Genomic DNA, 23,596 nt, shown 5'->3' on the forward strand with positions numbered 1-23,596 from the left:
TTGTGCTTAGTCAGGTAAGCTCGGTTCGGTCAGACGCCCATTGATAACGATGTTTTGGAAGCGGGATTGTTTCGCTTAGCAAGCTCAGAAAATTAACTGACTGTTGCACTTGCTCCTTGAGACCGCCGTTCCCTCCTTGCCCCTGGGTGGCTTCAGGGGCATTTCTGACGGCAATTTCCGACAAATCTCGCCGTTCCAGATGCCAAGTCGCAGCCTCCCCAAGTTTTTTAATCCTTCACTGGCAAATCGCCTGTAGAACTCGTTACTGTGCGCCCAAAGAATAATGTGAAGGAGACAGGGGCATGGGGTTATCAATGATCGAAACAGCACGGCAGCCACTCACGCGTAAGGTTTTTTTCCTGGTCCTGCTGGTCAGCCCTATTGCCCTGGCTGAGAGCGTCAGTGTCGAGACCCACTCGTTGTTGCGCTTGCCCAACAGCACCAGCGTGCTGCAGTTGGAGCGCCTGGAAGTTGCCGACTACGGCACTTTGTTGATTCCGGCGAATATCACCCAGGTCACGGTCGACGAGCTGCATCTGGGCCGCGAGGCGCGGATCACCATCGTGCCCAGCGCCTCGGCCCTGCAATTGCAGGTGCGGCATGCCCAGTTGGAACATGGCAGCCAGATCACCTCCCGTGGCGCGCCCGGCACCCATGAAAAGCCGGCCAAGCCGGGGCGTGACCTGAGCTTGCGGATCACCCAATTGAGCGCGGATGAACTGTCGGTCGATGCCCGTGGTGGCACGGGTGCCCAAGGCTATGCCGGCCTGGATGGCGCCAATGGCGAAGACCCAGGATGCACGTGGGGATCGGCCGGGCGTGGCGCCAATGGTGACAACGGCGGTGACGGGCTGCCGGGTGCGGCGGGCGCGGCAGTGCGCATCGAGTTGCCGCAGGATTATCCGCGCGAGCAGATCAAGGTCTGGGTCGATGGCGGTGCTGGCGGCTTGCCAGGTGTTGCCGGCAAGCCAGGTAAGGGCGGGCAGTCCAAGGGTTGCCTGGTGTACCACGCCGATGGCGGCGAGGCGGGCCGGCCGGGGTTGGAAGGGCAGGCCGGGCCGGCGGGGCCTGCCGGTACGGTCACTATCCAGCGGCTTTGAGCTATCGGCAGCGGCCCCATCGCGGGCAAGCCCGCTCCCACACTTGATTTGCGAACCCATTCAAAATGTGGGAGCGGGCTTGCCCGCGATGGGGCCTTGAAGCACAACCTCAGAACATCGGCCGAGCCGAAGCCACTGCCACCACCACCAACCCGACAAGTAGATTTACCCCCACCAACCGTCGAATCTGCCCCAGCGCCGCTGCGCCCGCCGGCCAATCCTCTGCGGCCACCGCTGCCCGCAGTTCCGGCAACTTCAAGGCCTGGATGCGGATAAACAGCGCCGTCATCACCACATACAAGCCCATCATCACCTGTACATAGCGCGGCGCGGTTTCAAAGCCGTTGAAGCGCAATTGCAGCAAGCCGACACCACTGATCGGCAAGATCAACACGGCCACCCAGACCCACACGAAAAAACGCTGAAACACATTCAGCCACAGTTTCAGCCGTGGAGGGCCGTCGAGCGCCGCCATTGCGGCCGGGCGCAGGATCATCCAGGCGAAAAACATACCACCGACCCAGACCAGGGCGGCCAATACATGCAGGGTGTAGGCAAGGCTAAAGACGGTCATTGAGGTACTCCGTTCTGCGCGGGATTAATTAGCGGGGTATGATAGCGGCCGATCCGAACCACTGAAAATTTATCCAGCGTTTTTTGCGCCCGACTATCCATGATCAGCACTGAACTCAAAACCACGATCCAGGGCGCCTACTCGCGTTTTCTCGAAGCCAAGAGCTTGAAACCGCGCTACGGCCAGCGCCTGATGATCGCCGAAGTGGCCAAGGTCCTCGGGGATATCGACACCGACGACGAAGGCCGGCGCAGTGGCGACCCTGCGGTCGTGGCCGTCGAGGCCGGCACCGGTACCGGCAAGACCGTGGCCTACAGCCTGGCGGCGATTCCCACTGCCAAGGCCGCCGGCAAGCGCCTGGTGATTGCCACCGCCACCGTGGCCCTGCAAGAGCAGATCGTCTACAAAGACCTGCCGGACCTGATGCGCAACAGCGGCCTGAGCTTCACCTTCGCCCTGGCCAAGGGCCGTGGCCGCTATATGTGCCTGTCCAAGCTGGATGTGCTGCTGCAGGAAGGCCATGCGCAAACCGCCACGGCCTCGCTGTTTGAAGAAGAAGGCTTCAAGATCGAGGTCGATGAAGCCAGCCAGAAGCTGTTTACCAGCATGATCGAGAAATTGGCCGGCAATAAGTGGGACGGCGACCGCGACAGCTGGCCCAATGCCCTGGAAGACGCCGACTGGGCGCGCCTGACCACCGATCATAGCCAATGCACCAACCGCCACTGCCCCAACTTCGGCCAGTGCGCCTTCTACAAGGCCCGCGAAGGCATGGGCAAGGTCGATGTGATCGTCACCAACCACGACATGGTCCTCGCCGACCTGGCCCTGGGCGGCGGCGCCGTGCTGCCCGACCCACGCGATACCCTGTACGTGTTCGATGAAGGCCACCACTTGCCGGACAAGGCCATCGGCCACTTTGCCCACTACACGCGCCTGCGCTCCACCGCCGACTGGCTGGAAACCACTGCCAAGAACCTCACCAAGCTGCTGGCCCAGCATCCGCTGCCGGGCGACCTGGGCAAGCTGATCGAGCAGGTGCCGGACCTGGCGCGGGAGATCAAGACCCAGCAACAGTTCATGTTCAGCGCTTGCGAGCAGGTGGCGGACTTCAAGCCCGGCGAAGACGTCGAAGGCCGCGAACGGCCACGCCACCGCTTTGTCGGCGGGCTGATCCCCGAGCATATGCGCGAGATGGGCGTGGAGCTGAAGAAAGGCTTCTCGCGCCTCACCGACCTGTTCACCCGCCTGACCGACCTGCTCAAGGAAGGCATGGACGGCGAGGTCAATATCGGCATCGCCAGCAACCAGGCCGAAGAATGGTACCCATTGTTTGGCAGCCTGTTGTCCCGTGCCCAGGGCAACTGGGAGCTGTGGACTGCCTTCACTGTCGAAGACCCGGAAGACAACCCGCCCATGGCCCGCTGGCTGACGCTGTCGGAAAGCGGCGCGTTGTTCGATATCGAAGTCAACGCCAGCCCGATCCTGGCGGCGGAAATGCTCCGGCGCAACCTGTGGAACGTGGCCTACGGCGCCCTGGTGACCTCGGCCACCCTGACCGCCCTGGGCACCTTTGACCGCTTCCGCATGCGCGCCGGCTTGCCGAAAAAAGCCGTCACCGCCGTGGTCCCCAGCCCGTTCCATCATGCCGACGCTGGCGTGCTGCGGGTGCCGGACCTCAAGGCCGACCCACGGGATGCGCCGGCCCACACCGCGGCCATCATTCGTGACCTGCCGTCGCTGGTGGAAGGTTCCAAGGGCACCCTGGTGCTGTTCTCGTCACGCAAGCAGATGCAGGACGTGTTCGACGGCCTCGACCGCGACTGGCGCAAGCAGGTGTTTATCCAGGGCAACCTGTCGAAACAGGAAACCCTGAACAAGCACAAGGCGCGGGTCGATGGCGGGGACTCCAGCGTGCTGTTCGGCCTGGCCAGCTTTGCCGAAGGTGTCGACTTGCCGGGGGCCTACTGCGAACATGTGGTGATCGCGAAGATCCCGTTCTCGGTGCCGGACGATCCGGTGGAGGCCGCGCTGGCCGAGTGGATCGAAGCCCGTGGCGGCAATCCGTTCATGGAAATCTCGGTGCCGGATGCCTCGTTGAAGCTGGTCCAGGCCTGTGGTCGCTTGCTGCGTACCGAAGAAGACCGGGGCACCATCACCTTGCTCGACCGCCGTCTGGTCACCCAGCGCTATGGCAAGGCGATCCTGAATGCCTTGCCGCCGTTCCGGCGCGAAATTTCTTAAGCCACCGTGGGTGAATTCACCCACTTCGTGGTCTACCTCATATCAAGTCATCAGGCCATTCACCGGCCGATTGGGAGAACCTTGTTCGTATGATCCGCACGCTGCCTGCTCTTTTTGCCCTGTTGTTCGCCGCGCCATTGCTGGCCGCGCCGGCGGGGCAACAGACACTGTTCAACTTTGTCCGACCGGCCGATGTGGTCAAGGTGGCGACCCAGGACGCCAGCCTGCCGCAATACAACGCCGAGCAGACCCCCGAAGGCGAGGTGCTGCGCCGCATCACCTTTAACCCGGCGGCGGAGCCGAGCCTGGTGCTCAGCCCACAGAACGGTGTGTGGGACTGGTCGCAATCGAGTGCCATGAGCCTGCGTATCCAGAGCGCGATGGACTGGGCGCTGACGTTGTACGTCAAGGTGCAGAGCAGCGACGGCAAGACCCTGGTCAGCCGTATCGATCTGCCGGCGGGGCCTGCGCAAACCCTGCTGGTGCCGCTGCAAGCCAATTCGCCCTTGAGCCAGGGCATGAAGGCCGGGCCGCCGATGCCGATCACCGTGGACGGGCAGCGTGTGATGCTGGCCGCCAGTGCTGGGGAAATCGATCGCAGCCAGGTGGTCTCGGTCACCCTGTCGATGCTCAAGCCCACTGCGCCGCAAAGCATCCTGCTGGAGCGCTTTGGCGTGCAGGACAGCGAACCGGTGCTCAAGGCCGCCTACAGTGAACTGGTGGATGCCTATGGGCAGTCCACCCGCGCGCGCTGGCCGGAAAAAGTCAGCAGCGACGAGCAGTTGAAAGCCGCTGCCGCCAAGGAACAGCAACAGCTCAAGGGCTGGCTGGCGGAACGGGGCAAGAGTGCCCTGGACACGTTCGGCGGCTGGACCAAGGGCCCGGCCTTTGACGCCAGCGGTTTCTTCCGCACCGAAAAGCGCGATGGGCGCTGGTATCTGGTGACGCCGCAAGGGCATCCGTTCTATTCCCTGGGTGTCAACACCGTGGCGGCGGACAGCAGCCAGACCTATGTGGCTGGCCGCGAGTGGATGTTTGGCGCATTGCCCAAGGCCGGTGAGCTCTTCGCCACGTATTACGGCAAGGGTGATAACCGTAGCGGCAATGGTGCCGGCCTTGGGCGCGGTTTTGATGCGGGCCGCTGGTACGATTTCTACGGCGCCAACCTGCAGCGTACCTACGGCACCGAAGGCTTTGACCAGAAGCGCTGGGTCGGCCACACCCTCGATCGCCTGCAAGCCTGGGGCTTCAACACGGTCGGTAACTGGAGCGCCCCGCAACTGGGGGACGCTGAGCGCGTGCCTTACACCTTGCCCCTGTCGATCATTGGTGATTACACCAGTATCAGCACTGGCATCGACTGGTGGGGCGGCATGCCCGATCCCTTCGACCCGCGCTTTGCCATGGCCACCGAGCGGGCAGTGGCGATTGCCACCCGTGACCATCGCGATGACCCTTGGTTGATCGGCTTCTTTGCCGATAACGAGCTGGCGTGGGCCGGCCCAGGTGACGATGCGAAATCCCGCTATGCCCTGGCCTACGGCACCCTGCGCATGACCACCGATGTGCCGGCCAAGCGCGCATTCCTCAAGCAACTGCGTGACAAATACCGCAACGAAGAGGGCCTGTCCAAAGCCTGGGGGATCCACCTGGCTGGCTGGGAGTTGATGGAAGATCCAGGCTTTGAGCCGCCGATGCCCAGCCTCGAGCACCCGGAAATCGAGGCCGACTTCCAATACTTCCAGAAGACTTTCGCTGACGCCTACTTCAAGACCATCTCCGACGCGCTGAAATGGCATGCGCCCAACCAGTTGCTGCTGGGCGGCCGCTATGCGGTCAGCACCCCGGAGGCGGTGGCGTCCTGCGCCCAGTATTGCGATGTACTGAGCTTCAATATGTACACCCTCAAGCCCCAGGACGGTTATGACTTCGCCGCCCTGCGCGCGTTGGACAAGCCGGTGTTGATCAGCGAGTTCAACTTTGGCTCGGCCGACCGTGGCCCGTTCTGGGGCGGTGTCACGCCATTGGCCAGGGAAGAGGCGCGGGGCACGGCTTACGCGAACTTCCTCAAGCAAGCCATGGCCGAACCGTCGATTGTCGGCGTGCACTGGTTCCAGTACCTCGATCAGCCGGTAAGTGGTCGTTTGCTGGACGGTGAAAATGGCCATTTCGGCCTGGTGGGGATCACCGATGTGCCGTTCCAGGGGTTTGTCGACAGTGTGCGCAAGAGCAACCTGGCGACGATCCAGCAATTGGCCCGGGAAGCCGAAAAGGCCAAGGTCGCCCAGGCTGCCACGGGTTCCCAAACCCAGTAATGACTGGAACAATGGGCGCCACTTTACGTAGGTCTTTTTCGAGGGGGATGCCGGTGCAGATTCAGGGTCATTACGAGCTTCAATTTGAAGCAGTGCGTGAAGCCTTCGCCGCACTGTTTGACGACCCTCAGGAGCGCGGCGCGGCGCTGTGTGTGCAGGTTGGCGGCGAAACCGTCCTCGATCTGTGGGCCGGCACTGCCGACAAGGACGGTGCCCAGGCCTGGCACAGCGATACCATCGCCAACCTGTTCTCCTGCACCAAGACATTCACCGCCGTCACCGCCCTGCAACTGGTTGCCGAAGGCAAGTTGCAGCTGGACGCCCCGGTTGCCAACGATTGGCCGCAGTTCGCGGCGGCAGGCAAGGACAACATCACCCTGCGCCAACTGCTGTGCCATAAGGCCGGGCTGCCCGCGCTGCGTGAAATATTGCCCGCCGAAGCCCTGTATGACTGGCCGTTGATGACGGCCGCCCTGGCCGCCGAAGCGCCCTGGTGGACACCCGGCGAAGGCCATGGCTACGCCGCCATTACCTATGGCTGGCTGGTCGGTGAGCTGCTGCGCCGCGCCGATGGGCGTGGGCCGGGGGAGTCGATTGTGGCCCGGGTTGCCCGCCCGCTGGGCCTGGACTTTCATGTCGGGTTGGCGGACGAAGAGTTTTATCGCGTTGCCCACATTGCCCGGAGCAAAGGCAATATGGGGGATGAGGCCGCCCAACGGTTGTTACAGGTCACCCTGCGTGAGCCCGAAGCAATGACTACCCGGGCGTTTACCAATCCGCCTTCTATACTAACCAGCACTAATAAACCCGAGTGGCGTCGCATGCAGCAGCCTGCGGCAAATGGGCATGGCAATGCGCGCAGTTTGGCCGGGTTTTATAGTGGTTTACTGGACGGAAGTTTGTTGGAAGCCGATATGCTTGAACAACTGACCCGTGAGCACAGTATCGGGCCGGATAAAACCTTATTGACGCAAACCCGTTTTGGCCTGGGTTGTATGTTGGACCAGCCAGGCGTGCCCAATGCGACGTTCGGCCTTGGCCCACGTGCATTTGGGCATCCTGGGGCTGGGGGCTCCGTGGGCTTTGCCGATCCAGAATATGATGTAGCCTTTGGTTTCGTGACCAAAACACTGGGGCCGTATGTACTTATGGACCCGCGCGCGCAAAAGTTGGTAAGAATATTGGCCGGTTGTCTGTAAATAGCTTGCGGTCTGGCGTTTTTTTGTTAAAAAGGCACCTACAAAAGGCGCTGGCAAAATGTTGTTACTTAAATCTTCTTGAAGCGTCTGTTTAACGAGTCATCAAGACTCCTGTTTTTTCTCATTTTGTGGATATCTCATGTTATCGAACAAGTCCTTGGCACTGGCGCTCTGCCTCACTCTTACTGGTTGTGCACAAACCCCACAAAATGATGCGTCTGGCGAGCATTGGTGGTCGTTCTGGCCCGACAAGGCGGCGGCCAAGGACGTTACCGCCAAGGCCGATGTCAAGGCGACTGACGCCAAGGCCGACCTCAAGGCCGATCTGAAGGCGGCAACGCCTGCTCCCGCTGCGGCACCGGTCGTGGCCAAGGCTGAAAGCGACACCAAGTGGTGGTGGCCGTTTGAAAGCAAGCCAAAACCCCTGAGCAAAGTCGATGTGACCAACATCCCCATGCCAGACCCGAAAATCACCCAGGCCTGGCTGGACGACTACGAGCCACGCCTGCGCGCCGCGATCAAGGACAGCAACCTGCAACTGGAGCGTCGCGACAACGTACTGGTGGTGATTGCCCCGGTCGACGGTTCGTACAACCCGAAGCGCCCGGCGATGCTGCTGCCCGTGACCCTGGGCCCGTTCACCCGTGTCGCCAAGGCTGTTGAAAAGGATCCGAAGACCGCCGTGCTGGTCCTGGGCCATATCGACACCGTGCAGAACCAGCCCCTGACCAAGGAGCGTGCCCAGTCCATTGCTTCGATCTTCAGCCTTAGCGGCCTGAAGCAGGACCGCCTGATGTTGCGTGGCATGGGTGACCTGATGCCCCGCGCCGCCAACGACAGCACCCAGGGCCGCGCCCTGAACCGTCGCATGGAAATCATGTTCACCCAGCGCACCACCATGCTGGCACTGCTGAGCAAGTACAACTCGCCAAATCCGCCGAAGCCTGAACTGGTCGCGGTACAGGACGTAGTTGCCCCCGCGCCGGTCGCCAAGAAAGCCGTTGCTGCCAAGAAAGCACCGGCCAAGAAGGCCGCCGCCAAGCCAGCCGCGAAAAAAGCTGCGGCCAAGCCGGCTGCAAAAAAGCCGGCTGCAACGCCTGCGAAAAAAGTAGCGGTGAACGACCAGGCGAAAAACTGAGCAGTTGAGCAAGAAGGATAAAACCCCATGACCCAGGCACTGGCTGATATGCGCCGTGACTACACACGGGACGGTTTGAGCGAGGCCCAGGCCCCGGACGAGCCGTTTGCCTTGTTCCACCAGTGGTTCAGCGATGCGGTCAAGACCGAGCAACCGCCAGTGGAGGCCAATGCCATGACCCTGGCGACCGTGGACCAGGAGGGCCGGCCTCACTGCCGTGTCCTGCTGCTCAAGGGGCTGGATGCGCAAGGTTTTACCTTCTTTACCAATTACCAGAGCGCCAAGGGCCAGCAACTGGCGGCACGGCCTTTTGCTGCCATGACCTTCTTCTGGCCGACCCTGGAGCGCCAGGTGCGCATTGAGGGGCGGGTGGTGAAGGTCACGCCCGCAGAGTCGGACGCCTATTATCAGGTACGCCCCCTGGGCAGCCGCATTGGTGCCTGGGCTTCCCCGCAAAGCCAGGTGATCCGTGATCGCCAGCAATTGCAGGACTTGCTCACGCTGACTGAACAGCGTTTCAGCGAAACCCAGCCGGATTGCCCGGAACACTGGGGAGGCTATCGCCTGCTGCCGGAGCGCATCGAGTTCTGGCAGGGCCGGGCGAGCCGTTTGCATGACCGCTTGAACTATCGTCTGCAGGGGGCCGACTGGACCCGTGAGCGACTGGCACCCTGAGAGCTAAAACACCTGTAATCCCACCCTGGATCTTTATGGCCTTGAGTGTTGCCCAGGCCTCTACTTCGGGGTTTCTGGCGTGTATTGCCGTGCTGCATCCTGCAGCCACTGTGGCAAATCCTTACGCTTGACCTGCTCTGCCTTGGCGCGTTCCAACTGTTGCAGCATAAAGTTGCGCTTGCGCTGGTCGTCTCCCGCCAGGGACAGCGCCAGGTCGCGGTCTACCCAGCGCTTGATCCGCCGGTACAGCCACCAGTGGAAATACAGGCCGGCTGCAGTGGTCGCTACAATGATGAAGTAGTCCATGAAATTCCTTGTCTGGGTGCAGGTGCTACCGTTTGTCGGTTTTTGCGGTACAGCCTGTCTGTACTGGGGCTGAATGAAAGCAATTTTCTGCGGGCCTTGCCGTGACAGGCGTCAAGCAGCGGAGTCTAATAAAGTGATGTCCTTTGGAGTTGATGCTATGCGTAAGTCTGTTCTGCTGGTTGCCTGCTTTACCACGATGTCGTTGCTGCTGGGTGGCTGTGCCTCCAGCCTGACCGGCGACTCGTACTCCCGTGACGAAGCCCGTCGTGTGCAGAGCGTTCGCATGGGCACCATCGAATCCCTGCGTCCGGTCAAGATCGAAGGCACCAAGACCCCAATCGGCGGCGCAGCAGGCGCAGTCATCGGTGGTGTTGGCGGTAGCGCCATCGGTGGCGGTCGCGGCAGCATTGTAACCGCCGTCATCGGCGCCGTGGCCGGTGGCCTGCTGGGCTCGGCCACCGAAGAAGGCCTGACCCGCACCCAGGGTGTGGAAATCACCGTGCGCGAAGACGACGGCAGCATGCGCGCCTACGTCCAGGCGGTGCAGGAAAACGAGATTTTCCGCATTGGTGACCGGGTTCGCATCATGACCGTTGATGGGACCAGCCGCGTTACCCGTTAAGAGGGGCAGGCGGCAAAAGCAAAACCCCGACCGGGTGACTGGGCGGGGTTTTTTATTAGCGGCGGCCGCAAAAACTGAGTGCAACACCTGACCTTTCCGGTACGGTGCTGCCACTATGTCCTATCACGAACTCAGTATCCCCGAACGTGCGACCCTTCAACTCGGCCTTGCCCAAGGTTTCAGCCAGCGGCGAATTGCCCGGATGCTCGGCCGCTCCCCCTCGACCATCAGCCGGGAGCTGCGCCGCAACCGGGCCCCTGGCACCCGCTACCAGGCCTGTGCTGCCCAGCAGCAGATGCAGGTCCGCCGCCAGGTCTGCAGGCCTCAGTGCAAGCTGCTGCCGGGCAGTGAGCGCTTCGAGCTGGTCGTCCATATGCTGCGTGAGGGTTTGTCTCCCGAGCAGATTGCCGGCAAGCTGCGCAGCATGAACATACCCAGCCTCAGAGAGGCCTACGTCTGCCGCGAGACGATCTATAACGCGATCTACGCCCTGCCGGTCGGTGGCCTGCGCAAGGAGCTGATCATCTGCCTGCGCCAGGGCAAGACGAGTCGCAGGCCGCGCTCTGGCGGCGTCGATCGGCGCGGCCAGATCCCTGAAATGCTCAGCATCCACGTGCGCCCGCCGGAGGTCGAAGACCGGCTGATGCCAGGCCATTGGGAGGGCGACCTGATCAAGGGCAAGGCCAATGCCTCGGCGGTGGGCACCTTGGTGGAGCGTACCAGCGGCTACCTGATGCTGATCAAGATGGCCGACGCGACGGCGACCTCGGCGCTGGAGGGCTTCAGTGCGGCGCTCAATGGCATGCCGCTGGCGGTGCGCAAGAGCATGACCTACGACCAGGGCCGGGAGATGGCGCGGCACGCCGAGATCACCCAGCGGACCGGGGTGGCGATCTACTTCTGCGACCCGCACAGCCCCTGGCAACGCGGCAGCAATGAGAACATCAATGGACTGATCCGCCAGTACCTGCCCAAGGGCACGGACTTGTCGGTGCATAGTCAGGAAGCCCTGGACGCCATCGCTTTGCAACTGAATATGCGACCGCGCAAACGCTTCGACTTCAAATGCCCGATCGAGGTGATGGGCGAAGTGATGCAAGAAGCCGTGGTGATGCGGCATGATGCTCCCGCTTCAATTCAATAACCGTGTTGCACTCAGATCCTGCAACCGCCAGCGTTCATGGCCGGGTTCGTAGGCCGATGAAGTACTCCAAGTCGTTTCTCAAGTTAATGTTCAGCAGCGTGGATAGCTGGGCGACTTGGCTTTTTGTTAGTTCCAACTCTCCGGGTTGCAACTCCTCAAGGGGTTTTGATTCGGTGAGTTGAGCGACGTCTTGGTTAAGCTGATCCCCTTCTATGTCGAATTGGTGCTGCAACGAACCATCTTGCTTCTGGTCCGGGTAAAAACCGGTAATTGATAGATAAAACATAATGTTTGTTAAGACCCTTTTCAGCTTCTGGTTCTCTAGTCAGATATTGCAGGTGAGTTGGAAAAAATGAACAGGGGGTCCCTATTGTTCTGCCTGCCAAAGATTCGATAGCTGCCAGTTGGGTGGGCGTAAGGTTGTAACCCTCCCAGCCATACTGCTCGTCGGACCATTGCATTATGGTTTTCAACTTGTCCTCACACCCATGAGGTAGCACGACTACAAACGCCTGGAGGTCAGTAATCTTATCGAAGGCTTCAATCAGATATCTCATGGTGCGAATCTTTTTCTTCTTTTGGATTTTCGTGGAGATGGATTTGATTATTAACGGTTCAAATCCACCTCCAGGCTTACTACCGATGCATGTGGTGATAAACGATGGACTCCATCTTGTTACTCGTTAATGGGACGCCGGTGAGGGGACGTCTCTCAGATTGAGTAACTGGTGGGGGGGGGGGCGCTCAGGTGAACATTTCGATGTCATCTTGCGCGCTACTGATTACACCGCTCAGTGATGGGTGTTTTTGCACAGCATATTGCATTGCAGTAGATACCTTAGCTGTGTCCAGTGCTCTGAATCGACGCGCGATATGACCTATAGCGACTATGGCTGCTGAAGCAATCGTTTGGTTGTCATGACTCATATGCCTTAAACAGATCTCTTGAGCCCAGACGCCATTTTTTTCATTAAGCCCTATAGAAATCAGTGCAGTTGCTACCTTACATTCGTCTCCAGCGGCAAGACTGTTTACTACTTCCTCATGACTCATATCCGGGTCGTGATAGTGCATGTTCATTTTTTTGCTCCGAGAATTTTTCCTTTGCGGTTGGTTTTACCTGCTTTTATCAGCGCGTTTTTCATGTCTTGATGAAGCTCTTCCCAGGACCTCACATGACCGTGATAAAGCTCATCTGCGGTGCGATCTATGACCACAAACTCCTTCGTTTGTGGGTCGATGCCTACTCTGCGCGGTTCTGTAGGTTTCACTTGTATAGAGTCGTTTAGTGCAGCTAAACCGTTGGTTGGTCTTTTGCTTTTAACGGAGTTGCCTTTTTTTCCGTGGTACGGCGCATCTTCGTACTTCCAGCTCACCACGATATAGAGCGGTTTTACCCCTGACTCACTGGGGAACACCAGAATAAAATCCTTGTACTCCGGCGGATAAATCGGGTCGACGATGATATTGGCGGCTGTTTCCGTCGGCGGATACACCCATAGGTGAGGCGTGGCTGGCGCAGCTTCCAGTGCGGGTATGCCAAGGGTATCTGTAGGGTCAACCGCAGGTGTCCAGATCAGTTCGACGCCGTCGCCCAAATCCGCTACGTGTTGCGTGCCCTGTGGTTGAAACTGTACGACATCGACCATTTCCCAATCACGATTCTTTCCCGTGTAGAAGGCATAGCCCTTCAGGCTACCGTCGGCCTGTTGTTCGATATTCAGGCGTACGCGGGTGCGGGCACGGGGCAGGGTGCGCAATTGTTCATCGCTATAGAGCGCGCTGTCGCCCAGTGTCGAGGGCCAGAGTAGGGCGACCAGGCCCAGCATGAGACCTGTTGCAACAGTCCCGGTGGCTGCAGCCGCGCCGGTAATGGTCGAGCCCCCCAGTGCCAGCGAGCCAAGCCCGGCAGGCAATGCACTGGCGCTGATCTTCTTGAGAGGAAGTCGGCCTGTTGCATCTGTTTCACGGCCGCCCAGCACTGCATGTTCGCCATAGTCTGCGAGGCGATCCAGGGGAATGTAACCAGACGGGGTGTTATAGCTGATGATGGCGTCCGGCAAGTGGCAGGACTTGGCGAAAACGCACCCGACGACAGGGGCCGGCGTTGGTTCTGGCGCTGGCTGAAGCTTTGCTTCATACGCCTGCTGGCGTGCGAGCATTGCGTTGTAGGGTTGCTGGCGAGTCTCGCGGGCTGCCAGTTCGCGGTCGCTCATAGGTTCCAGGCGGCGATAGCCACCGGTACCGGTTCCATAGGAACGCCAGACCTGGGGTCTGTCCTTGTTGTTGGCCATCATGCCCTCCTGGCCGTGACATCCGTTCTTGAAGACGGGTGTGCGACCTTATGGGAGGTGCAGGAGAAAGAATGTAGGAAGGTGCTGTGAGCGAGGGGAGAAGAGGCTGAAAGAATGGGTGAGGGCAGGATAAGCCTGCCCTCACGGATGCGTTACGCGTTGACCGTCACCTGCTTACGACTGGCCATCGCCGTCACTGCATAACCAATCAATGCCGCGAGGATCGAGCCGGTGAGAATGCCCATCCGGTCCATCCCGGCGTATTCGCTACTGCCCGGTACGAACGCCAGCGAGCCGACAAACAGGCTCATGGTGAAGCCGATGCCGCACAGGATGGCCACGCCCATGACCTGGCCCCAATTGGCGCCGGTCGGTAGGGCCGCGAGGCCGGTTTTAACCGCAAGCCAGGTCAGGCCAAACACGCCGACCGTCTTGCCCACCAGCAGGCCTGCGGCGATACCCATTGGCACATGGTGGGTGAAGCTCTCCAGGTTGACCCCGGCCAGGGACACGCCGGCGTTGGCAAAGGCGAACAGCGGCAGGATGCCGTAGGCCACCCACGGGTGCAGGGCGTGTTCCAGGCCCAGCAGGGGCGAGGGTTCGGCATTTTTGGTGCGCAGCGGAATGCAGAACGCCAGGGTCACGCCGGCCAGGGTGGCGTGAACACCACTTTTGAGTACGCAGACCCACAGGATCAGGCCAATGATCAGATACGGCCCAAGCTTCACCACCCCCAGGCGGTTCATGGCTATCAGCGCGACAAGGCAGGCGCCGGCACCGGCCAGCGACGCGGTGGACAGTTCGCTGGAGTAGAAGATCGCGATGACGATGATGGCGCCCAGGTCATCGATGATTGCCAGGGTCATCAGGAACAGCTTCAGCGACACCGGTACGCGTTTGCCCAGCAACGCCAGTACGCCCAGGGCAAAGGCGATATCGGTGGCCATCGGGATGGCCCAGCCGCCCAGCGCTGCCGGGTTATCCTTGTTCAGCGCCCAGTAGATCAGCGCCGGCACCACCATGCCGCCAATGGCTGCGGCGCCTGGCAGCACGACCTGGGAAGGCTTGGACAAGTGGCCGTCGAGCAACTCGCGCTTGACCTCCAGGCCGATCAGCAGGAAAAACAGGGCCATCAGGCCGTCGTTGATCCACAGCAGCGACGGCTTGGCGATTTGCAGGGCGCCGATTTGTACGGCCACGGGCACGTCAAGAAAGCTGTTGTAGAGATAGGACAGCGGCGAGTTGTTGATGATCAGGGCCAAGGCGGCTGCAGCGATCAGTAACAGACCGCTGGCCGCTTCGAGCTGGAAGAAACGGGTAAACGTGCTACGCAGAGGCAAGGGATGCTCTCCAATCAAAGTTCAATAGGGGCGTACCCTAACCCGTACTGTTAGTTGTTAAAACAAAAGTTATATTCTTTTTTGTTATATAAAAGGGTCGTGATAGGGATTGAGCCAAAGCCTGGCAATTGTGTATCGAATTGAGTCATGACTGTATCTGTGTGCAGTGTAGGAAACACCCTAAAATCAAGCCTGAAAATTTAATGGAACTTGAGCATGAGCGACCATCGTCCGTGGGCCCGAGAGGCCATCCGCATTATTGAGGCGGACTTCCAGCGCAGCGCCGACACCCACCTGATCCCGCTGCCATTGTCGGGCTTGCCGGGGATCGAGTTGTATTTCAAGGATGAGTCGAGCCACCCCACAGGTAGCCTGAAGCACCGACTGGCGCGCTCGCTGTTCCTGTATGCGCTGTGCAACGGTTGGCTCAAGCCCGGAGCGCCAGTGATCGAAGCTTCCAGCGGTTCGACGGCGATCTCCGAGGCGTACTTTGCGCGCCTGCTGGGCCTGCCGTTCATTGCGGTGATGCCGGCCACCACGTCCCAGGAAAAGATTGCGCAGATCGCCTTTTACGGCGGCAAGAGCCACCTGGTGCAGGATCCCACGCAGATCTACGCCGAGTCCGAGCGCCTGGCGCAGGAAAGCGGCGGCCACTTCATGGACCAGTTCACCTATGCCGAACGGGCCACCGACTGGCGGGCGAACAACAATATTGCCGAGTCGATCTTCCAGCAGTTGCGCTTCGAGCGGCATCCCGAGCCGAGCTGGCTGATTTCCAGCCCGGGCACCGGCGGGACCACGGCGACCCTGGGGCGTTATGTGCGCTATCGCCAGCATTGCACCCGGGTGTTGTGTGCCGACGCTGAGCGTTCGGTGTTCTTCGAGTATTACCAGAGCGGTGATGCCAGCTTGCGCCTGGACTGTGGTTCACGTATTGAAGGCATCGGCCGGCCACGGGTGGAGGCGTCGTTCCTGCCCAAGGTGATTGATGCGATGGTCAAGGTGCCGGATGCCTTGTCGCTGGCGGCCATGCATTACCTGGCGCAGCGCTTGGGACGGCGGGTCGGGGGTTCCAGCGGCACCAACCTGATCGGCGCGCTGATCGCTGCGCAGCAGATGCAGGCGGCAGGAGAGTCGGGGTCTATCGTGGCGATTCTGTGTGATGGGGGCGAGCGTTATGCCACGACCTACTACAACGATGCGTGGCTGGTCGGGCAGGGGTATGCGCTGGAAGAGTTGATTGACGCGGTAGCTGCCACTGTCGAGCGGGGCGATCCGTTGCCGGATAGCGTCCTGCGCGCCAATATCTAAACCGTCTGGCACATGATGATCACTGTGGGAGCCGGGCTTGCCCGCGATGGCGGTCTGTCAGTCAACAGATCGCCATCGCGGGCAAGCCCACACAGTGGGGGGGCGTTTGCTCAGGCTTCGATGCCGAGGATATTGCGCGCCACGGCTTCGGCAATCCGAATCCCGTCAACGCCTGCCGACAGGATCCCACCGGCATAACCTGCACCTTCGCCGGCCGGGAACAGGCCTTTGACATTCAAGCTCTGCATCGACGCATCGCGAGTGATCCGCAGCGGCGACGAGGTGCGGGTCTCGATCCCGGTCAGGACCGCGTCATGCAGCGAGTAACCCTTGATCTGTTTCTCAAAGGCCGGCAATGCTTCGCGGATGGCCTCGATGGCGAAGTCTGGCAAGGCCAGGGCCAAGTCGCCCAGGGCAACGCCCGGCTTGTAGGAAGGTTCTACGCTGCCGATAGCGGTGGACGGCTTGCCGGCGATAAAATCCCCCACCAGTTGCGCCGGCGCTTCGTAGTTGCTGCCGCCGAGGATGAACGCGTGGGATTCCAGGCGCTCCTGCAACTCGATCCCGGCCAGCGGGCCGCCCGGGTAGTCCACTTCCGGGGTGATGCCGACCACGATCCCGGAGTTGGCGTTGCGTTCGTTACGCGAGTACTGGCTCATGCCATTGGTCACGACCCGGTTCGGCTCGGAAGTGGCCGCCACCACCGTGCCGCCCGGGCACATGCAGAAGCTGTACACCGAACGGCCGTTCTTGGCATGGTGCACCAGCTTGTAGTCGGCCGCGCCCAGCTTCGGGTGCCCGGCATATTTGCCCAGGCGTGCGGCGTCGATCAGCGACTGTGGGTGTTCGATACGGAAACCCACCGAAAACGGCTTGGCCTCCATGTACACGCCACGGCCGTGGAGCATGCGGAAGGTGTCGCGGGCGCTGTGGCCGAGGGCGAGGATCACGTGCCTGGAGAGGATCTGCTCGCCGCCATCGACCACCACGCCATTTAACTGGCCATCGTTGATCAACACATCGGTGACCCGTTGTTCAAAACGCACCTCACCGCCGAGGGCGATGATCTGCTGGCGCATGTTTTCCACCACGCCGGTCAGACGGAAGGTGCCGATATGCGGTTTGCTGACGTAGAGGATTTCGTCTGGCGCGCCGGCCTTGACGAACTCGTGCAGGACCTTGCGCCCGTGGAACTTCGGGTCCTTGATCTGGCTGTAGAGCTTGCCGTCGGAAAAGGTCCCGGCGCCGCCCTCGCCGAACTGCACGTTGGACTCGGGGTTGAGTACGCTTTTGCGCCACAGGCCCCAGGTGTCCTTGGTGCGCTGGCGCACTTCGCGGCCGCGCTCGAGGATGATCGGCTTGAAGCCCATCTGTGCCAGCAGCAACCCGGCAAAGATCCCGCAAGGGCCGAAGCCGACCACAATCGGCCGCTCGCTCAGGTCTGCCGGCGCCTGGCCGACGACCTTGTAGCTGACATCGGGCGCGGCATTGATATTGCGGTCGTCAGCGAACTTGAGCAGCAGGGCGGCTTCACCCTTGACCTCAAGGTCGACGGTGTAGATGAAGCACAGCTCCGACGACTTCTTGCGTGCATCGTAGCTGCGTTTGAACAGGGTGAAATCGAGCAGATCATCACTGGCGATGCCCAGGCGCTGCACGATGGCAGGCCGCAGGTCTTCTTCGGGATGGTCGATGGGCAGCTTGAGTTCGGTGATTCGTAGCATGACAGGATCCGATATGCGGCGTTTGGTAGGGCCGGCGGTTTTGCAAACCGGCGATTATAAGCCCCAACGGCGCTTTCCCGTCATGCTAAAACAGCGCAGGGCCGAATCAGTCGTCTCGCGAGCCGCCAAACGCTGCACAGCCACGTTGCACCTGACCGTTGATCCGAAGTTCGGCGCTCATATGCTGCAGGCTGCCGCTGACGCTGTCGATACAGCGCTGGGGCGCGACCCACAGCTCGATCTGCTGGCCGTTGGCTTCGGTGGTGAGGTTGAAGCGGCCATCACCCAGTTGCTCTTCCACATACGGCACCGGCAACGGTGGCTGGCCCTCGCGTTGCAGGACCATGCCCTTGTTGGTGACATTCAGGGCCCACGCCGGCTTATGGCCGTTGGCGCGTAGGATCATGCGTTTGAAGTCCGGGTCGTCACAGGCCGAGGCCGAGCGTTCGACGCGGTACAACTGCTGCAGCTCCACCTGGCCCTGGGTGCCGCTGGCCACCCCGGAGAACTTGCCGCGCAGGTCGGCGAACAGGGCCCCTTGCTGGCCGGCCAGGGACGCCGCTTCCTGGAGGATGCTGGTACCGCCGCTATCGTTGACCACGTAGTTGCGCTGGTCATGGCAGGGCTGGAACAGCAATTTGCCACCGACGGCAGTCAGCTCGCCCTGCATGCGAGTCAAGCTCGCGGTGGAAGGCTTGGCCGGGTCGCTTTCAAACACCTGGCAGGCGGCGAACAGGGGCAGCAGGGCAAACAGAGCTAGGATACGGGCGGCAGGCATTATCGGGTCTCCTGATAAGTGTCGCCACGTTACGCAGGCTGGCGCTGCATCACAAGCCGGTGATGGGGGGCGAATAGGTTTCAGCATTTTAATAAAGCCTGGAATGACGTTTTTTCTCCTGGGTGTTGTGCCAGCCTTGTGCAACTTTTAAGTTTTGCAACGGAGCCAATCCATGACCATTCGATGGAGCCTGTTCGCCCTGGCCTGGCTGGCGCCTTTGGCCTGGGCCGAGGCACCGGCCAAGCTGTTCTACACCTCACAGACCGACTTCACCGAGATGACCTTGACCCTGAAAAGAGCCGACGCCCTCCAACCCGAGTTTATCGAGGTCGATGTGACGCTGACGCCGCAGGCCAGGGAGCGCACGAAAGCGCTGACCCAGGCGGCCATGCATAAACAGATGACGCTGTACCTCAATGGCCGGCAGCTCAATACGGCGACGGTCCATGGTGTGCTCAGCGGCCCGGGCCTGAGGTTCTCCATTCCCCGCGATCAGTTGCTGGAGATGATGCCGTCGTTGCTCAAGTGATCAGCCTACGATGTAAGTCTGCCCGGTCTGTAAGCCTTCCACGCTCTTGGCGTAGGCCAGTGCCACATCCGCCGCAGGCACCGGCTTGAAGCCGCGGAAATAAGGGGCATAGCTGCCCATGGCCTCCACCAGCACGTTGGGGCTGACCGAGTTGATCCGCAGGCCCCGTGGCAGTTCGATCGCAGCGGCTTTGACGAAAGCATCCAGGGCGCCATTGACCAGCGCGGCCGAGGCCCCGGTGCGGATCGGGTCGCGGTTGAGAATGCCGCTGGTGAAGGTGAACGACGCACCATCGTTGGCAAACTCGCGGCCGATCAGCAACAGGTTGACCTGGCCCATCAGTTTGTCCTGCAACCCGAGGTCGAAGTGGCTGGCGTCCATTTCGCCCAGGGGCACAAAGTTGACGCTACCGGCGGCGCACACCAGGGCATCGAAGGTGCCGGTTTGTGCAAACAACTGGCGGATCGAAGCGCTGTCGCTGATATCGACCTGCAAGTCGCCGCTCTTGCGGCCAATGCTGATCACCTCATGGCGCTGGGCCAGCTCGGCCTTGACCGCCGAGCCCACAGTACCGCTGGCGCCTATCAACAGGATTTTCATGTGTCGTTCCTCCAAAGGTTCAAGTGAGCCTTGAGTCTAGAGTGGTTTTTTCTGCGAATAAGCGCACTAATAGGCAACCTTTGGTTTTCAAATGGAAACAATCCATGAGCGAGATGGAGGATCTGGCGGCGTTTGCGGTGTTGATTGAAGCCGGCAGCTTTACCCTGGCGGCCCAGCAACTGGGGTGCAGCAAGGGCCAGTTGTCCAAGCGCATTAGCCAATTGGAGGCGCAGTATTCGGTGGTGTTGCTGCATCGCACCACCCGCCGGCTCAGCTTGACGGCGGCCGGGGCGGCGTTGTTGCCCCAGGCCCAGGGGCTGGTGATCCAGGTCGAGCGCGCCCGACAGGCATTGGCACGGCTCAAGGACGATTTGGCCGGGCCTGTGCGTATGACGGTTCCGGTGTCCTTGGGCGAAACGTTTTTCGACGGTCTGTTGCTGGACTTTTCCAGGCAGTATCCGCAGGTGCAGATCGAGTTGGACCTCAACAACCGCTATCGCGACCTGGCCCGGGACGGTTTTGACCTGGCGGTGCGCTCAGAGGTCGCCAACGATGAGCGCCTGGTCGCCAAGCCCCTGTTGGCCTGGCATGAAATGACCTGCGCCAGCCCGGCCTACCTGGAGCAATACGGTGAACCGCTGGCGCCCGCTGATCTGGTTGGCCACCGCTGCTTGCTCAACAGCCACTACAGCGGGCGCGAGGAGTGGCTGTATCACCAGCAGCATGAGTTACTGCGGGTGCGGGTGGGTGGCACCTTTGCCTCCAACCACTACAACCTGCTGAAAAAGGCTGCGCTGGTCGGCGCCGGTATTGCACGGCTGCCGTCTTATCTGTTGCAGATGGAATTGGCTGACGGCCGGCTGCGTTGGCTCCTGCGCGATTATCAGACCCGCAGCATGCCGATGTACCTGGTCCACCCCTATCAGGGCGGGCTGCCACGCCGTACCCAAGTGTTGGCCGATTACCTGGTGGGCTGGTTCAAGCGCAACGGCGAGGCATTGGATCGGCTTTAGTGCCAGCGCCGGGCAATCCACTGATCAATCGATACCCGTCCCGGGCCCTTGGCCATCAACACCAGCAGCAGCGCGATCCAGGTGCCGTGGGTCGGGTAGGCATCCGGGTAGACAAACACCTGGATCACCAGGGTCATGCCCAGCAGCGCCAGGGCTGAAAAACGCGTGGCCAGCCCCAGCAGGATCAGGACCGGAAAAAAGTGCTCGGCGAACGCGGACAGGTACGCGGCCACGTCTGCCGGCAAAAACGGAACCTGATATTCGCTTTGAAACAGCGGTATGGTGGAGCTTGCCAGGTGCGGCATGCCCAGTTCAAAGGTGCCGTCTACCAGGTCAATGGCCAATCCCTCGACCTTGGTCTGGCCGGACTTCCAGAACACCGCGGCAATGGAAAAACGTGCGACAAGTGCTATCAGGCTGTAGGGGATTTTTTCAAAGAGTTGAGTGACGCGTGCAATCAGGCACGGGGTGGCAGTCTTCATGGTTGTACCTTGAGATGGGTGATGGCGCGGTGATTGATCAGCAGCCCCAGGCATTGGTGCAGGTCGAATTCGCTGGACGCATCCAGGGCATACGCCACCGCTATTTCCAGTGGCCAATCGTTGTGCAGGCTGTTGATAAACGTCACGCAGCCGCTGTCGATGCAGAACACTTCGACCTCCAGGTCGTTGCGCAAGATCAGCGCACTTTGCCCATGCCAGGGGTCGAGGCTGGCGACGGCGTCGCTGGTTTGGTGCGCGGCCCATAGCGCCACCACGGCATAGTTCGATTGCAGGGTGGCAACGGATGGATGCAATTGCAGGCGCACGTTGCTCAGGCTAGGCAGTTGCTGCAGGTGGCTGATGACGGCCTGTGGGTCGGCGACGGGGGTGTCGGCGGCGTGATAGGCGTTGATTCGCAAGCGCTCCAGCCGAGCGATGTCGGCCAGGTACGGCACACTGGCTGCTGGGGCGAACCCCTGGATAAAGTCGGCCAAGTCATTGCCGTACTCGTTGAGCACAGGGCTGGTGGGCGGATACGCCTGGACATACAGCCCGGCCATGGCGCGGAAAAAGCCATCGCCCACCAGTTGCAGAGTCACCGGGTAACTGTCGGCCAGAGCGTTGATCAATGTGCTGTGGACGTTGTTGCGATACACCGCAAAACGACTGGCGGGATCGGCGCCATTGCGGCTGAACAAACCCTCCGGGCATGGCTGGTCTGGCGCCAGCAGGGCCTGGGCAAACTCTCCAAGCACGTTCATGGGCGTACCGCCGCCGCCAGCAGGTGCTGCTCGGCTTGCCGGGCTTCGGCGTGCAATACGCTGAAGGCTGGCACATTGTTGTCGCGTTCGATCAGCGTCGCGACCGGGCCGGTGCGTTGCAAGGCTTGCTGATACAACTGCCACACGGCGTTGTCGATGGGCGCGCCGTGGTCATCGATCAGCAGGCGATCACCGAGGTTGTCGGCGTCTTCGGCAAAGCCTGCCAGATGAATCTCGCCCACGGCGTACAAAGGCAGCGCGTCGAGGTAGGCCAGCGGCTCCTGTTGATGATTGATGCAGGACACATACACATTGTTCACGTCCAGCAGCAAGCCGCAGCCAGTGCGGTGGATGACTTCGCTGATGAAGTCGGTTTCGTCCAGGGTGGAGCGCTGGAACTGCAGGTAGGTCGACGGGTTCTCCAGCAACATGCGCCGCTTGAGGGTGGTTTGTACCTGGTCAATGTGTTCGCACACCCGCTTGAGGGCCGCGTCGTCATAGGCCAGGGGGAGCAGGTCGTTGAGAAACACCGGGCCGTGGCTGGACCAGGCCAGGTGTTCGGAAAAGGAGTGGGGTTGATAGCGTTCGACCAGTGCCGCCAGGCGCGCCAAGTGGGCCTGGTTCAACGGGCCTTCGCCGCCGATGGACAGGCCGACGCCGTGCAGCGACAGCGGGTAGTGCTCGCGGATCAACCCCAGGTAGTGATGAAAAGGCCCGCCGGCCACCATGTAGTTTTCGGCGTGGACTTCAAAAAAACCAACATCGGGCAGGGTGGCGAGCACGTCGTGAAAGTGCTCGCTCTTGAGCCCCAGCCCGGACCGGCGGGGAAGGCCGAATGCCTGAGCCTGGGCGACATCAGGCAGGGATGAAAGCGTCATCGTCAGTACTCAGGCAGGGGCGTCAGGACTTGGCCTTGAAGGCTTCCAGTTGGCCAAAGCCGGTCGGCGAGGTTTTGCTTTCCATCTTCACGCAGGTGCCTTCAGGGACCAGGCTCCAGGCGTTGGCCTGATAGTCGGTCTTTGAGGTGCCCGCACAGGTGGTGCCAGCGCCTGCGGCGCAGTCGTTCTTGCCTTTGAGGGCGACGCCGAAGCATTTTTCCATTTTGGCTTCGTCGGCACCGGCAACAGTGCTCAGGGTGCTCAGGCTCAAGGCAGAGCCCAGGGCCAGGACGAGGGTAGCGGCAGACAGCGAACGGGTGGTCATGGTGTTTCTCCAGCAGTGAGGTGAGTAAGCAAGCGTTTGTGCTTACTTAGCCTACTAGAGAACGGGGGGAGGGGATCGTTACATGTGGGTCGAAGATAATTTAAGGCAACACACGCTCAGCGGATCACACAAAGCAAATGTGGGAGCGGGCTTGTGTGGGAGCGGGCTTGCCCGCGATGGCGGTGTTTCAGTCAGAGTTGCATTAACTGACCCACAGCCATCGCGGGCAAGCCCACTCCCACAC

The 23,596-nt window shown here is 60.9% G+C and carries 25 protein-coding genes; 11 read left to right on the forward strand and 14 right to left on the reverse strand.

Translation table 11 applies throughout. The features are described 5' to 3' along the window. Positions 1 to 314: 314 nt before the first annotated feature. Positions 315 to 1,100, forward strand: a complete 786-nt coding sequence (locus BLL38_RS25350; RefSeq protein WP_076964784.1) for a collagen-like triple helix repeat-containing protein — start codon at positions 315 to 317, stop codon at positions 1,098 to 1,100. 109 nt (positions 1,101 to 1,209) lie between these two features. Here the strand turns inward: BLL38_RS25350 and BLL38_RS25355 are convergent, their stop codons facing one another. Further along, positions 1,210 to 1,674 carry a CopD family protein gene (locus tag BLL38_RS25355; protein WP_076964785.1) on the reverse strand — a complete coding sequence of 155 codons (465 nt, stop codon included), beginning with the start codon at positions 1,672 to 1,674 and terminating at the stop codon, positions 1,210 to 1,212. Between the two features lie 99 nt (positions 1,675 to 1,773). Here BLL38_RS25355 and dinG point away from each other — a divergent pair, with 99 nt between their 5' ends. The 5 genes from dinG (at position 1,774) to pdxH (ending at position 9,245) form a co-directional block, all read left to right on the forward strand. Beyond that, complete coding sequence (gene dinG, locus BLL38_RS25360) at positions 1,774 to 3,918, forward strand: ATP-dependent DNA helicase DinG (protein WP_076964786.1); 2,145 nt, start codon at positions 1,774 to 1,776, stop codon at positions 3,916 to 3,918. A gap of 89 nt (positions 3,919 to 4,007) precedes the next feature. After that, positions 4,008 to 6,233: a beta-galactosidase gene (locus tag BLL38_RS25365; RefSeq protein WP_076964787.1), complete on the forward strand. Its 2,226-nt coding sequence runs from the start codon at positions 4,008 to 4,010 to the stop codon at positions 6,231 to 6,233. A gap of 53 nt (positions 6,234 to 6,286) precedes the next feature. Then, entirely contained in the window at positions 6,287 to 7,432 is a 1,146-nt protein-coding gene (locus BLL38_RS25370) for a serine hydrolase domain-containing protein (RefSeq protein ID WP_076964812.1), read from the forward strand. Between the two features lie 139 nt (positions 7,433 to 7,571). Further along, entirely contained in the window at positions 7,572 to 8,570 is a 999-nt protein-coding gene (locus BLL38_RS25375) for an OmpA family protein (protein WP_076964788.1), read from the forward strand. Between the two features lie 27 nt (positions 8,571 to 8,597). Beyond that, entirely contained in the window at positions 8,598 to 9,245 is a 648-nt protein-coding gene (pdxH, locus tag BLL38_RS25380; protein ID WP_076964789.1) for a pyridoxamine 5'-phosphate oxidase, read from the forward strand. Between the two features lie 60 nt (positions 9,246 to 9,305). On the opposite strand, the gene BLL38_RS25385 is transcribed toward pdxH, so the two are convergent. Further along, positions 9,306 to 9,551: a hypothetical protein gene (locus BLL38_RS25385; protein WP_076964790.1), complete on the reverse strand. Its 246-nt coding sequence runs from the start codon at positions 9,549 to 9,551 to the stop codon at positions 9,306 to 9,308. Between the two features lie 157 nt (positions 9,552 to 9,708). On the opposite strand from BLL38_RS25385, the gene BLL38_RS25390 reads away from it, so the two are divergent. Together BLL38_RS25390 and BLL38_RS25395 are read left to right on the forward strand one after the other, a co-directional pair. Continuing rightward, complete coding sequence (locus BLL38_RS25390) at positions 9,709 to 10,173, forward strand: outer membrane lipoprotein (RefSeq protein WP_029297142.1); 465 nt, start codon at positions 9,709 to 9,711, stop codon at positions 10,171 to 10,173. A gap of 115 nt (positions 10,174 to 10,288) precedes the next feature. Next, positions 10,289 to 11,317, forward strand: coding sequence for an IS30-like element ISShes10 family transposase (locus BLL38_RS25395; protein WP_011711660.1), 1,029 nt, complete (start codon positions 10,289 to 10,291; stop codon positions 11,315 to 11,317). 34 nt (positions 11,318 to 11,351) lie between these two features. Here the strand turns inward: BLL38_RS25395 and BLL38_RS31535 are convergent, their stop codons facing one another. The 5 genes from BLL38_RS31535 to nhaA form a co-directional block, all read right to left on the reverse strand. Next, positions 11,352 to 11,603 (reverse strand): pyocin S6 family toxin immunity protein, encoded by a 252-nt coding sequence (locus BLL38_RS31535; RefSeq protein ID WP_076964791.1) that lies wholly within the window; start codon positions 11,601 to 11,603, stop codon positions 11,352 to 11,354. After that, positions 11,512 to 11,874 (reverse strand): DUF7683 domain-containing protein, encoded by a 363-nt coding sequence (locus BLL38_RS31540; RefSeq protein WP_236361895.1) that lies wholly within the window; start codon positions 11,872 to 11,874, stop codon positions 11,512 to 11,514. The genes BLL38_RS31535 and BLL38_RS31540 overlap by 92 nt, the downstream gene beginning before the upstream one ends. A 187-nt stretch (positions 11,875 to 12,061) precedes the next feature. Beyond that, on the reverse strand, positions 12,062 to 12,397 hold the full coding sequence (locus tag BLL38_RS25410) for a hypothetical protein (protein ID WP_076964792.1): 336 nt from the start codon (positions 12,395 to 12,397) through the stop codon (positions 12,062 to 12,064). Continuing rightward, a complete protein-coding gene (locus BLL38_RS25415; protein ID WP_076964793.1) occupies positions 12,394 to 13,611 on the reverse strand; it encodes an S-type pyocin domain-containing protein in 1,218 nt (405 codons plus the stop codon). The genes BLL38_RS25410 and BLL38_RS25415 overlap by 4 nt, the downstream gene beginning before the upstream one ends. A 152-nt stretch (positions 13,612 to 13,763) precedes the next feature. Further along, positions 13,764 to 14,951 (reverse strand): Na+/H+ antiporter NhaA, encoded by a 1,188-nt coding sequence (nhaA, locus tag BLL38_RS25420; protein ID WP_076964794.1) that lies wholly within the window; start codon positions 14,949 to 14,951, stop codon positions 13,764 to 13,766. Positions 14,952 to 15,167: 216 nt separating this feature from the next. Here nhaA and BLL38_RS25425 point away from each other — a divergent pair, with 216 nt between their 5' ends. After that, entirely contained in the window at positions 15,168 to 16,262 is a 1,095-nt protein-coding gene (locus BLL38_RS25425) for a PLP-dependent cysteine synthase family protein (RefSeq protein ID WP_076964795.1), read from the forward strand. Between the two features lie 110 nt (positions 16,263 to 16,372). On the opposite strand, the gene BLL38_RS25430 is transcribed toward BLL38_RS25425, so the two are convergent. Further along, positions 16,373 to 17,986: an NAD(P)/FAD-dependent oxidoreductase gene (locus tag BLL38_RS25430; RefSeq protein WP_076964796.1), complete on the reverse strand. Its 1,614-nt coding sequence runs from the start codon at positions 17,984 to 17,986 to the stop codon at positions 16,373 to 16,375. A gap of 106 nt (positions 17,987 to 18,092) precedes the next feature. Then, positions 18,093 to 18,764 (reverse strand): COG3650 family protein, encoded by a 672-nt coding sequence (locus BLL38_RS25435; protein ID WP_076964797.1) that lies wholly within the window; start codon positions 18,762 to 18,764, stop codon positions 18,093 to 18,095. Between the two features lie 172 nt (positions 18,765 to 18,936). On the opposite strand from BLL38_RS25435, the gene BLL38_RS25440 reads away from it, so the two are divergent. Then, positions 18,937 to 19,293, forward strand: coding sequence for a hypothetical protein (locus BLL38_RS25440; protein WP_076964798.1), 357 nt, complete (start codon positions 18,937 to 18,939; stop codon positions 19,291 to 19,293). Here BLL38_RS25440 and BLL38_RS25445 read toward each other — a convergent pair whose 3' ends face one another. Beyond that, positions 19,294 to 19,893 carry a short chain dehydrogenase gene (locus BLL38_RS25445; RefSeq protein WP_076964799.1) on the reverse strand — a complete coding sequence of 200 codons (600 nt, stop codon included), beginning with the start codon at positions 19,891 to 19,893 and terminating at the stop codon, positions 19,294 to 19,296. It lies immediately after the preceding gene. A gap of 104 nt (positions 19,894 to 19,997) precedes the next feature. Between BLL38_RS25445 and BLL38_RS25450 the strand changes: the two genes are divergently transcribed. Beyond that, positions 19,998 to 20,906, forward strand: coding sequence for a LysR family transcriptional regulator (locus BLL38_RS25450; protein ID WP_076964800.1), 909 nt, complete (start codon positions 19,998 to 20,000; stop codon positions 20,904 to 20,906). Here the strand turns inward: BLL38_RS25450 and BLL38_RS25455 are convergent. The 4 genes from BLL38_RS25455 to BLL38_RS25470 are packed head-to-tail and all read right to left on the reverse strand — an operon-like array spanning position 20,903 to position 23,352. Further along, positions 20,903 to 21,388 (reverse strand): DoxX family protein, encoded by a 486-nt coding sequence (locus tag BLL38_RS25455; RefSeq protein WP_076964801.1) that lies wholly within the window; start codon positions 21,386 to 21,388, stop codon positions 20,903 to 20,905. The two genes, BLL38_RS25450 and BLL38_RS25455, sit on opposite strands and share 4 nt — an antisense overlap. After that, positions 21,385 to 22,149 carry an HvfC/BufC N-terminal domain-containing protein gene (locus BLL38_RS25460; RefSeq protein ID WP_076964802.1) on the reverse strand — a complete coding sequence of 255 codons (765 nt, stop codon included), beginning with the start codon at positions 22,147 to 22,149 and terminating at the stop codon, positions 21,385 to 21,387. Before BLL38_RS25460 ends, BLL38_RS25455 begins: the two co-directional genes overlap by 4 nt. Further along, positions 22,146 to 23,027, reverse strand: coding sequence for an MNIO family bufferin maturase (bufB, locus tag BLL38_RS25465; protein WP_076964803.1), 882 nt, complete (start codon positions 23,025 to 23,027; stop codon positions 22,146 to 22,148). Before bufB ends, BLL38_RS25460 begins: the two co-directional genes overlap by 4 nt. A 22-nt stretch (positions 23,028 to 23,049) precedes the next feature. Continuing rightward, entirely contained in the window at positions 23,050 to 23,352 is a 303-nt protein-coding gene (locus BLL38_RS25470) for a BufA1 family periplasmic bufferin-type metallophore (RefSeq protein WP_076964804.1), read from the reverse strand. Between the last annotated feature and the right edge of the window lie 244 nt (positions 23,353 to 23,596).

Origin of the sequence: Pseudomonas gessardii, assembly GCF_001983165.1 — a bacterium.
Classification (GTDB): domain Bacteria; phylum Pseudomonadota; class Gammaproteobacteria; order Pseudomonadales; family Pseudomonadaceae; genus Aquipseudomonas; species Aquipseudomonas gessardii.

What these genes read in the sequence shown, in the direction of transcription:
- BLL38_RS25425 (WP_076964795.1), top strand. Translation starts at nt 15,168, where the DNA reads ATGAGCGACCATCGTCCGTGGGCCCGAGAGGCCATCCGCATTATTGAG.
- BLL38_RS25355 (WP_076964785.1), bottom strand. Translation starts at nt 1,674, where the DNA reads ATGACCGTCTTTAGCCTTGCCTACACCCTGCATGTATTGGCCGCCCTG.
- BLL38_RS25390 (WP_029297142.1), top strand. Translation starts at nt 9,709, where the DNA reads ATGCGTAAGTCTGTTCTGCTGGTTGCCTGCTTTACCACGATGTCGTTG.
- bufB (WP_076964803.1), bottom strand. Translation starts at nt 23,027, where the DNA reads ATGACGCTTTCATCCCTGCCTGATGTCGCCCAGGCTCAGGCATTCGGC.
- BLL38_RS25350 (WP_076964784.1), top strand. Translation starts at nt 315, where the DNA reads ATGATCGAAACAGCACGGCAGCCACTCACGCGTAAGGTTTTTTTCCTG.
- BLL38_RS25455 (WP_076964801.1), bottom strand. Translation starts at nt 21,388, where the DNA reads ATGAAGACTGCCACCCCGTGCCTGATTGCACGCGTCACTCAACTCTTT.
- dinG (WP_076964786.1), top strand. Translation starts at nt 1,774, where the DNA reads ATGATCAGCACTGAACTCAAAACCACGATCCAGGGCGCCTACTCGCGT.
- BLL38_RS25450 (WP_076964800.1), top strand. Translation starts at nt 19,998, where the DNA reads ATGAGCGAGATGGAGGATCTGGCGGCGTTTGCGGTGTTGATTGAAGCC.
- BLL38_RS25440 (WP_076964798.1), top strand. Translation starts at nt 18,937, where the DNA reads ATGACCATTCGATGGAGCCTGTTCGCCCTGGCCTGGCTGGCGCCTTTG.
- BLL38_RS25445 (WP_076964799.1), bottom strand. Translation starts at nt 19,893, where the DNA reads ATGAAAATCCTGTTGATAGGCGCCAGCGGTACTGTGGGCTCGGCGGTC.
- BLL38_RS25460 (WP_076964802.1), bottom strand. Translation starts at nt 22,149, where the DNA reads ATGAACGTGCTTGGAGAGTTTGCCCAGGCCCTGCTGGCGCCAGACCAG.
- pdxH (WP_076964789.1), top strand. Translation starts at nt 8,598, where the DNA reads ATGACCCAGGCACTGGCTGATATGCGCCGTGACTACACACGGGACGGT.
- BLL38_RS25385 (WP_076964790.1), bottom strand. Translation starts at nt 9,551, where the DNA reads ATGGACTACTTCATCATTGTAGCGACCACTGCAGCCGGCCTGTATTTC.
- BLL38_RS31540 (WP_236361895.1), bottom strand. Translation starts at nt 11,874, where the DNA reads ATGAGATATCTGATTGAAGCCTTCGATAAGATTACTGACCTCCAGGCG.
- BLL38_RS25375 (WP_076964788.1), top strand. Translation starts at nt 7,572, where the DNA reads ATGTTATCGAACAAGTCCTTGGCACTGGCGCTCTGCCTCACTCTTACT.
- BLL38_RS31535 (WP_076964791.1), bottom strand. Translation starts at nt 11,603, where the DNA reads ATGTTTTATCTATCAATTACCGGTTTTTACCCGGACCAGAAGCAAGAT.
- BLL38_RS25410 (WP_076964792.1), bottom strand. Translation starts at nt 12,397, where the DNA reads ATGAACATGCACTATCACGACCCGGATATGAGTCATGAGGAAGTAGTA.
- BLL38_RS25415 (WP_076964793.1), bottom strand. Translation starts at nt 13,611, where the DNA reads ATGGCCAACAACAAGGACAGACCCCAGGTCTGGCGTTCCTATGGAACC.
- BLL38_RS25430 (WP_076964796.1), bottom strand. Translation starts at nt 17,986, where the DNA reads ATGCTACGAATCACCGAACTCAAGCTGCCCATCGACCATCCCGAAGAA.
- BLL38_RS25435 (WP_076964797.1), bottom strand. Translation starts at nt 18,764, where the DNA reads ATGCCTGCCGCCCGTATCCTAGCTCTGTTTGCCCTGCTGCCCCTGTTC.
- BLL38_RS25365 (WP_076964787.1), top strand. Translation starts at nt 4,008, where the DNA reads ATGATCCGCACGCTGCCTGCTCTTTTTGCCCTGTTGTTCGCCGCGCCA.
- BLL38_RS25470 (WP_076964804.1), bottom strand. Translation starts at nt 23,352, where the DNA reads ATGACCACCCGTTCGCTGTCTGCCGCTACCCTCGTCCTGGCCCTGGGC.
- BLL38_RS25395 (WP_011711660.1), top strand. Translation starts at nt 10,289, where the DNA reads ATGTCCTATCACGAACTCAGTATCCCCGAACGTGCGACCCTTCAACTC.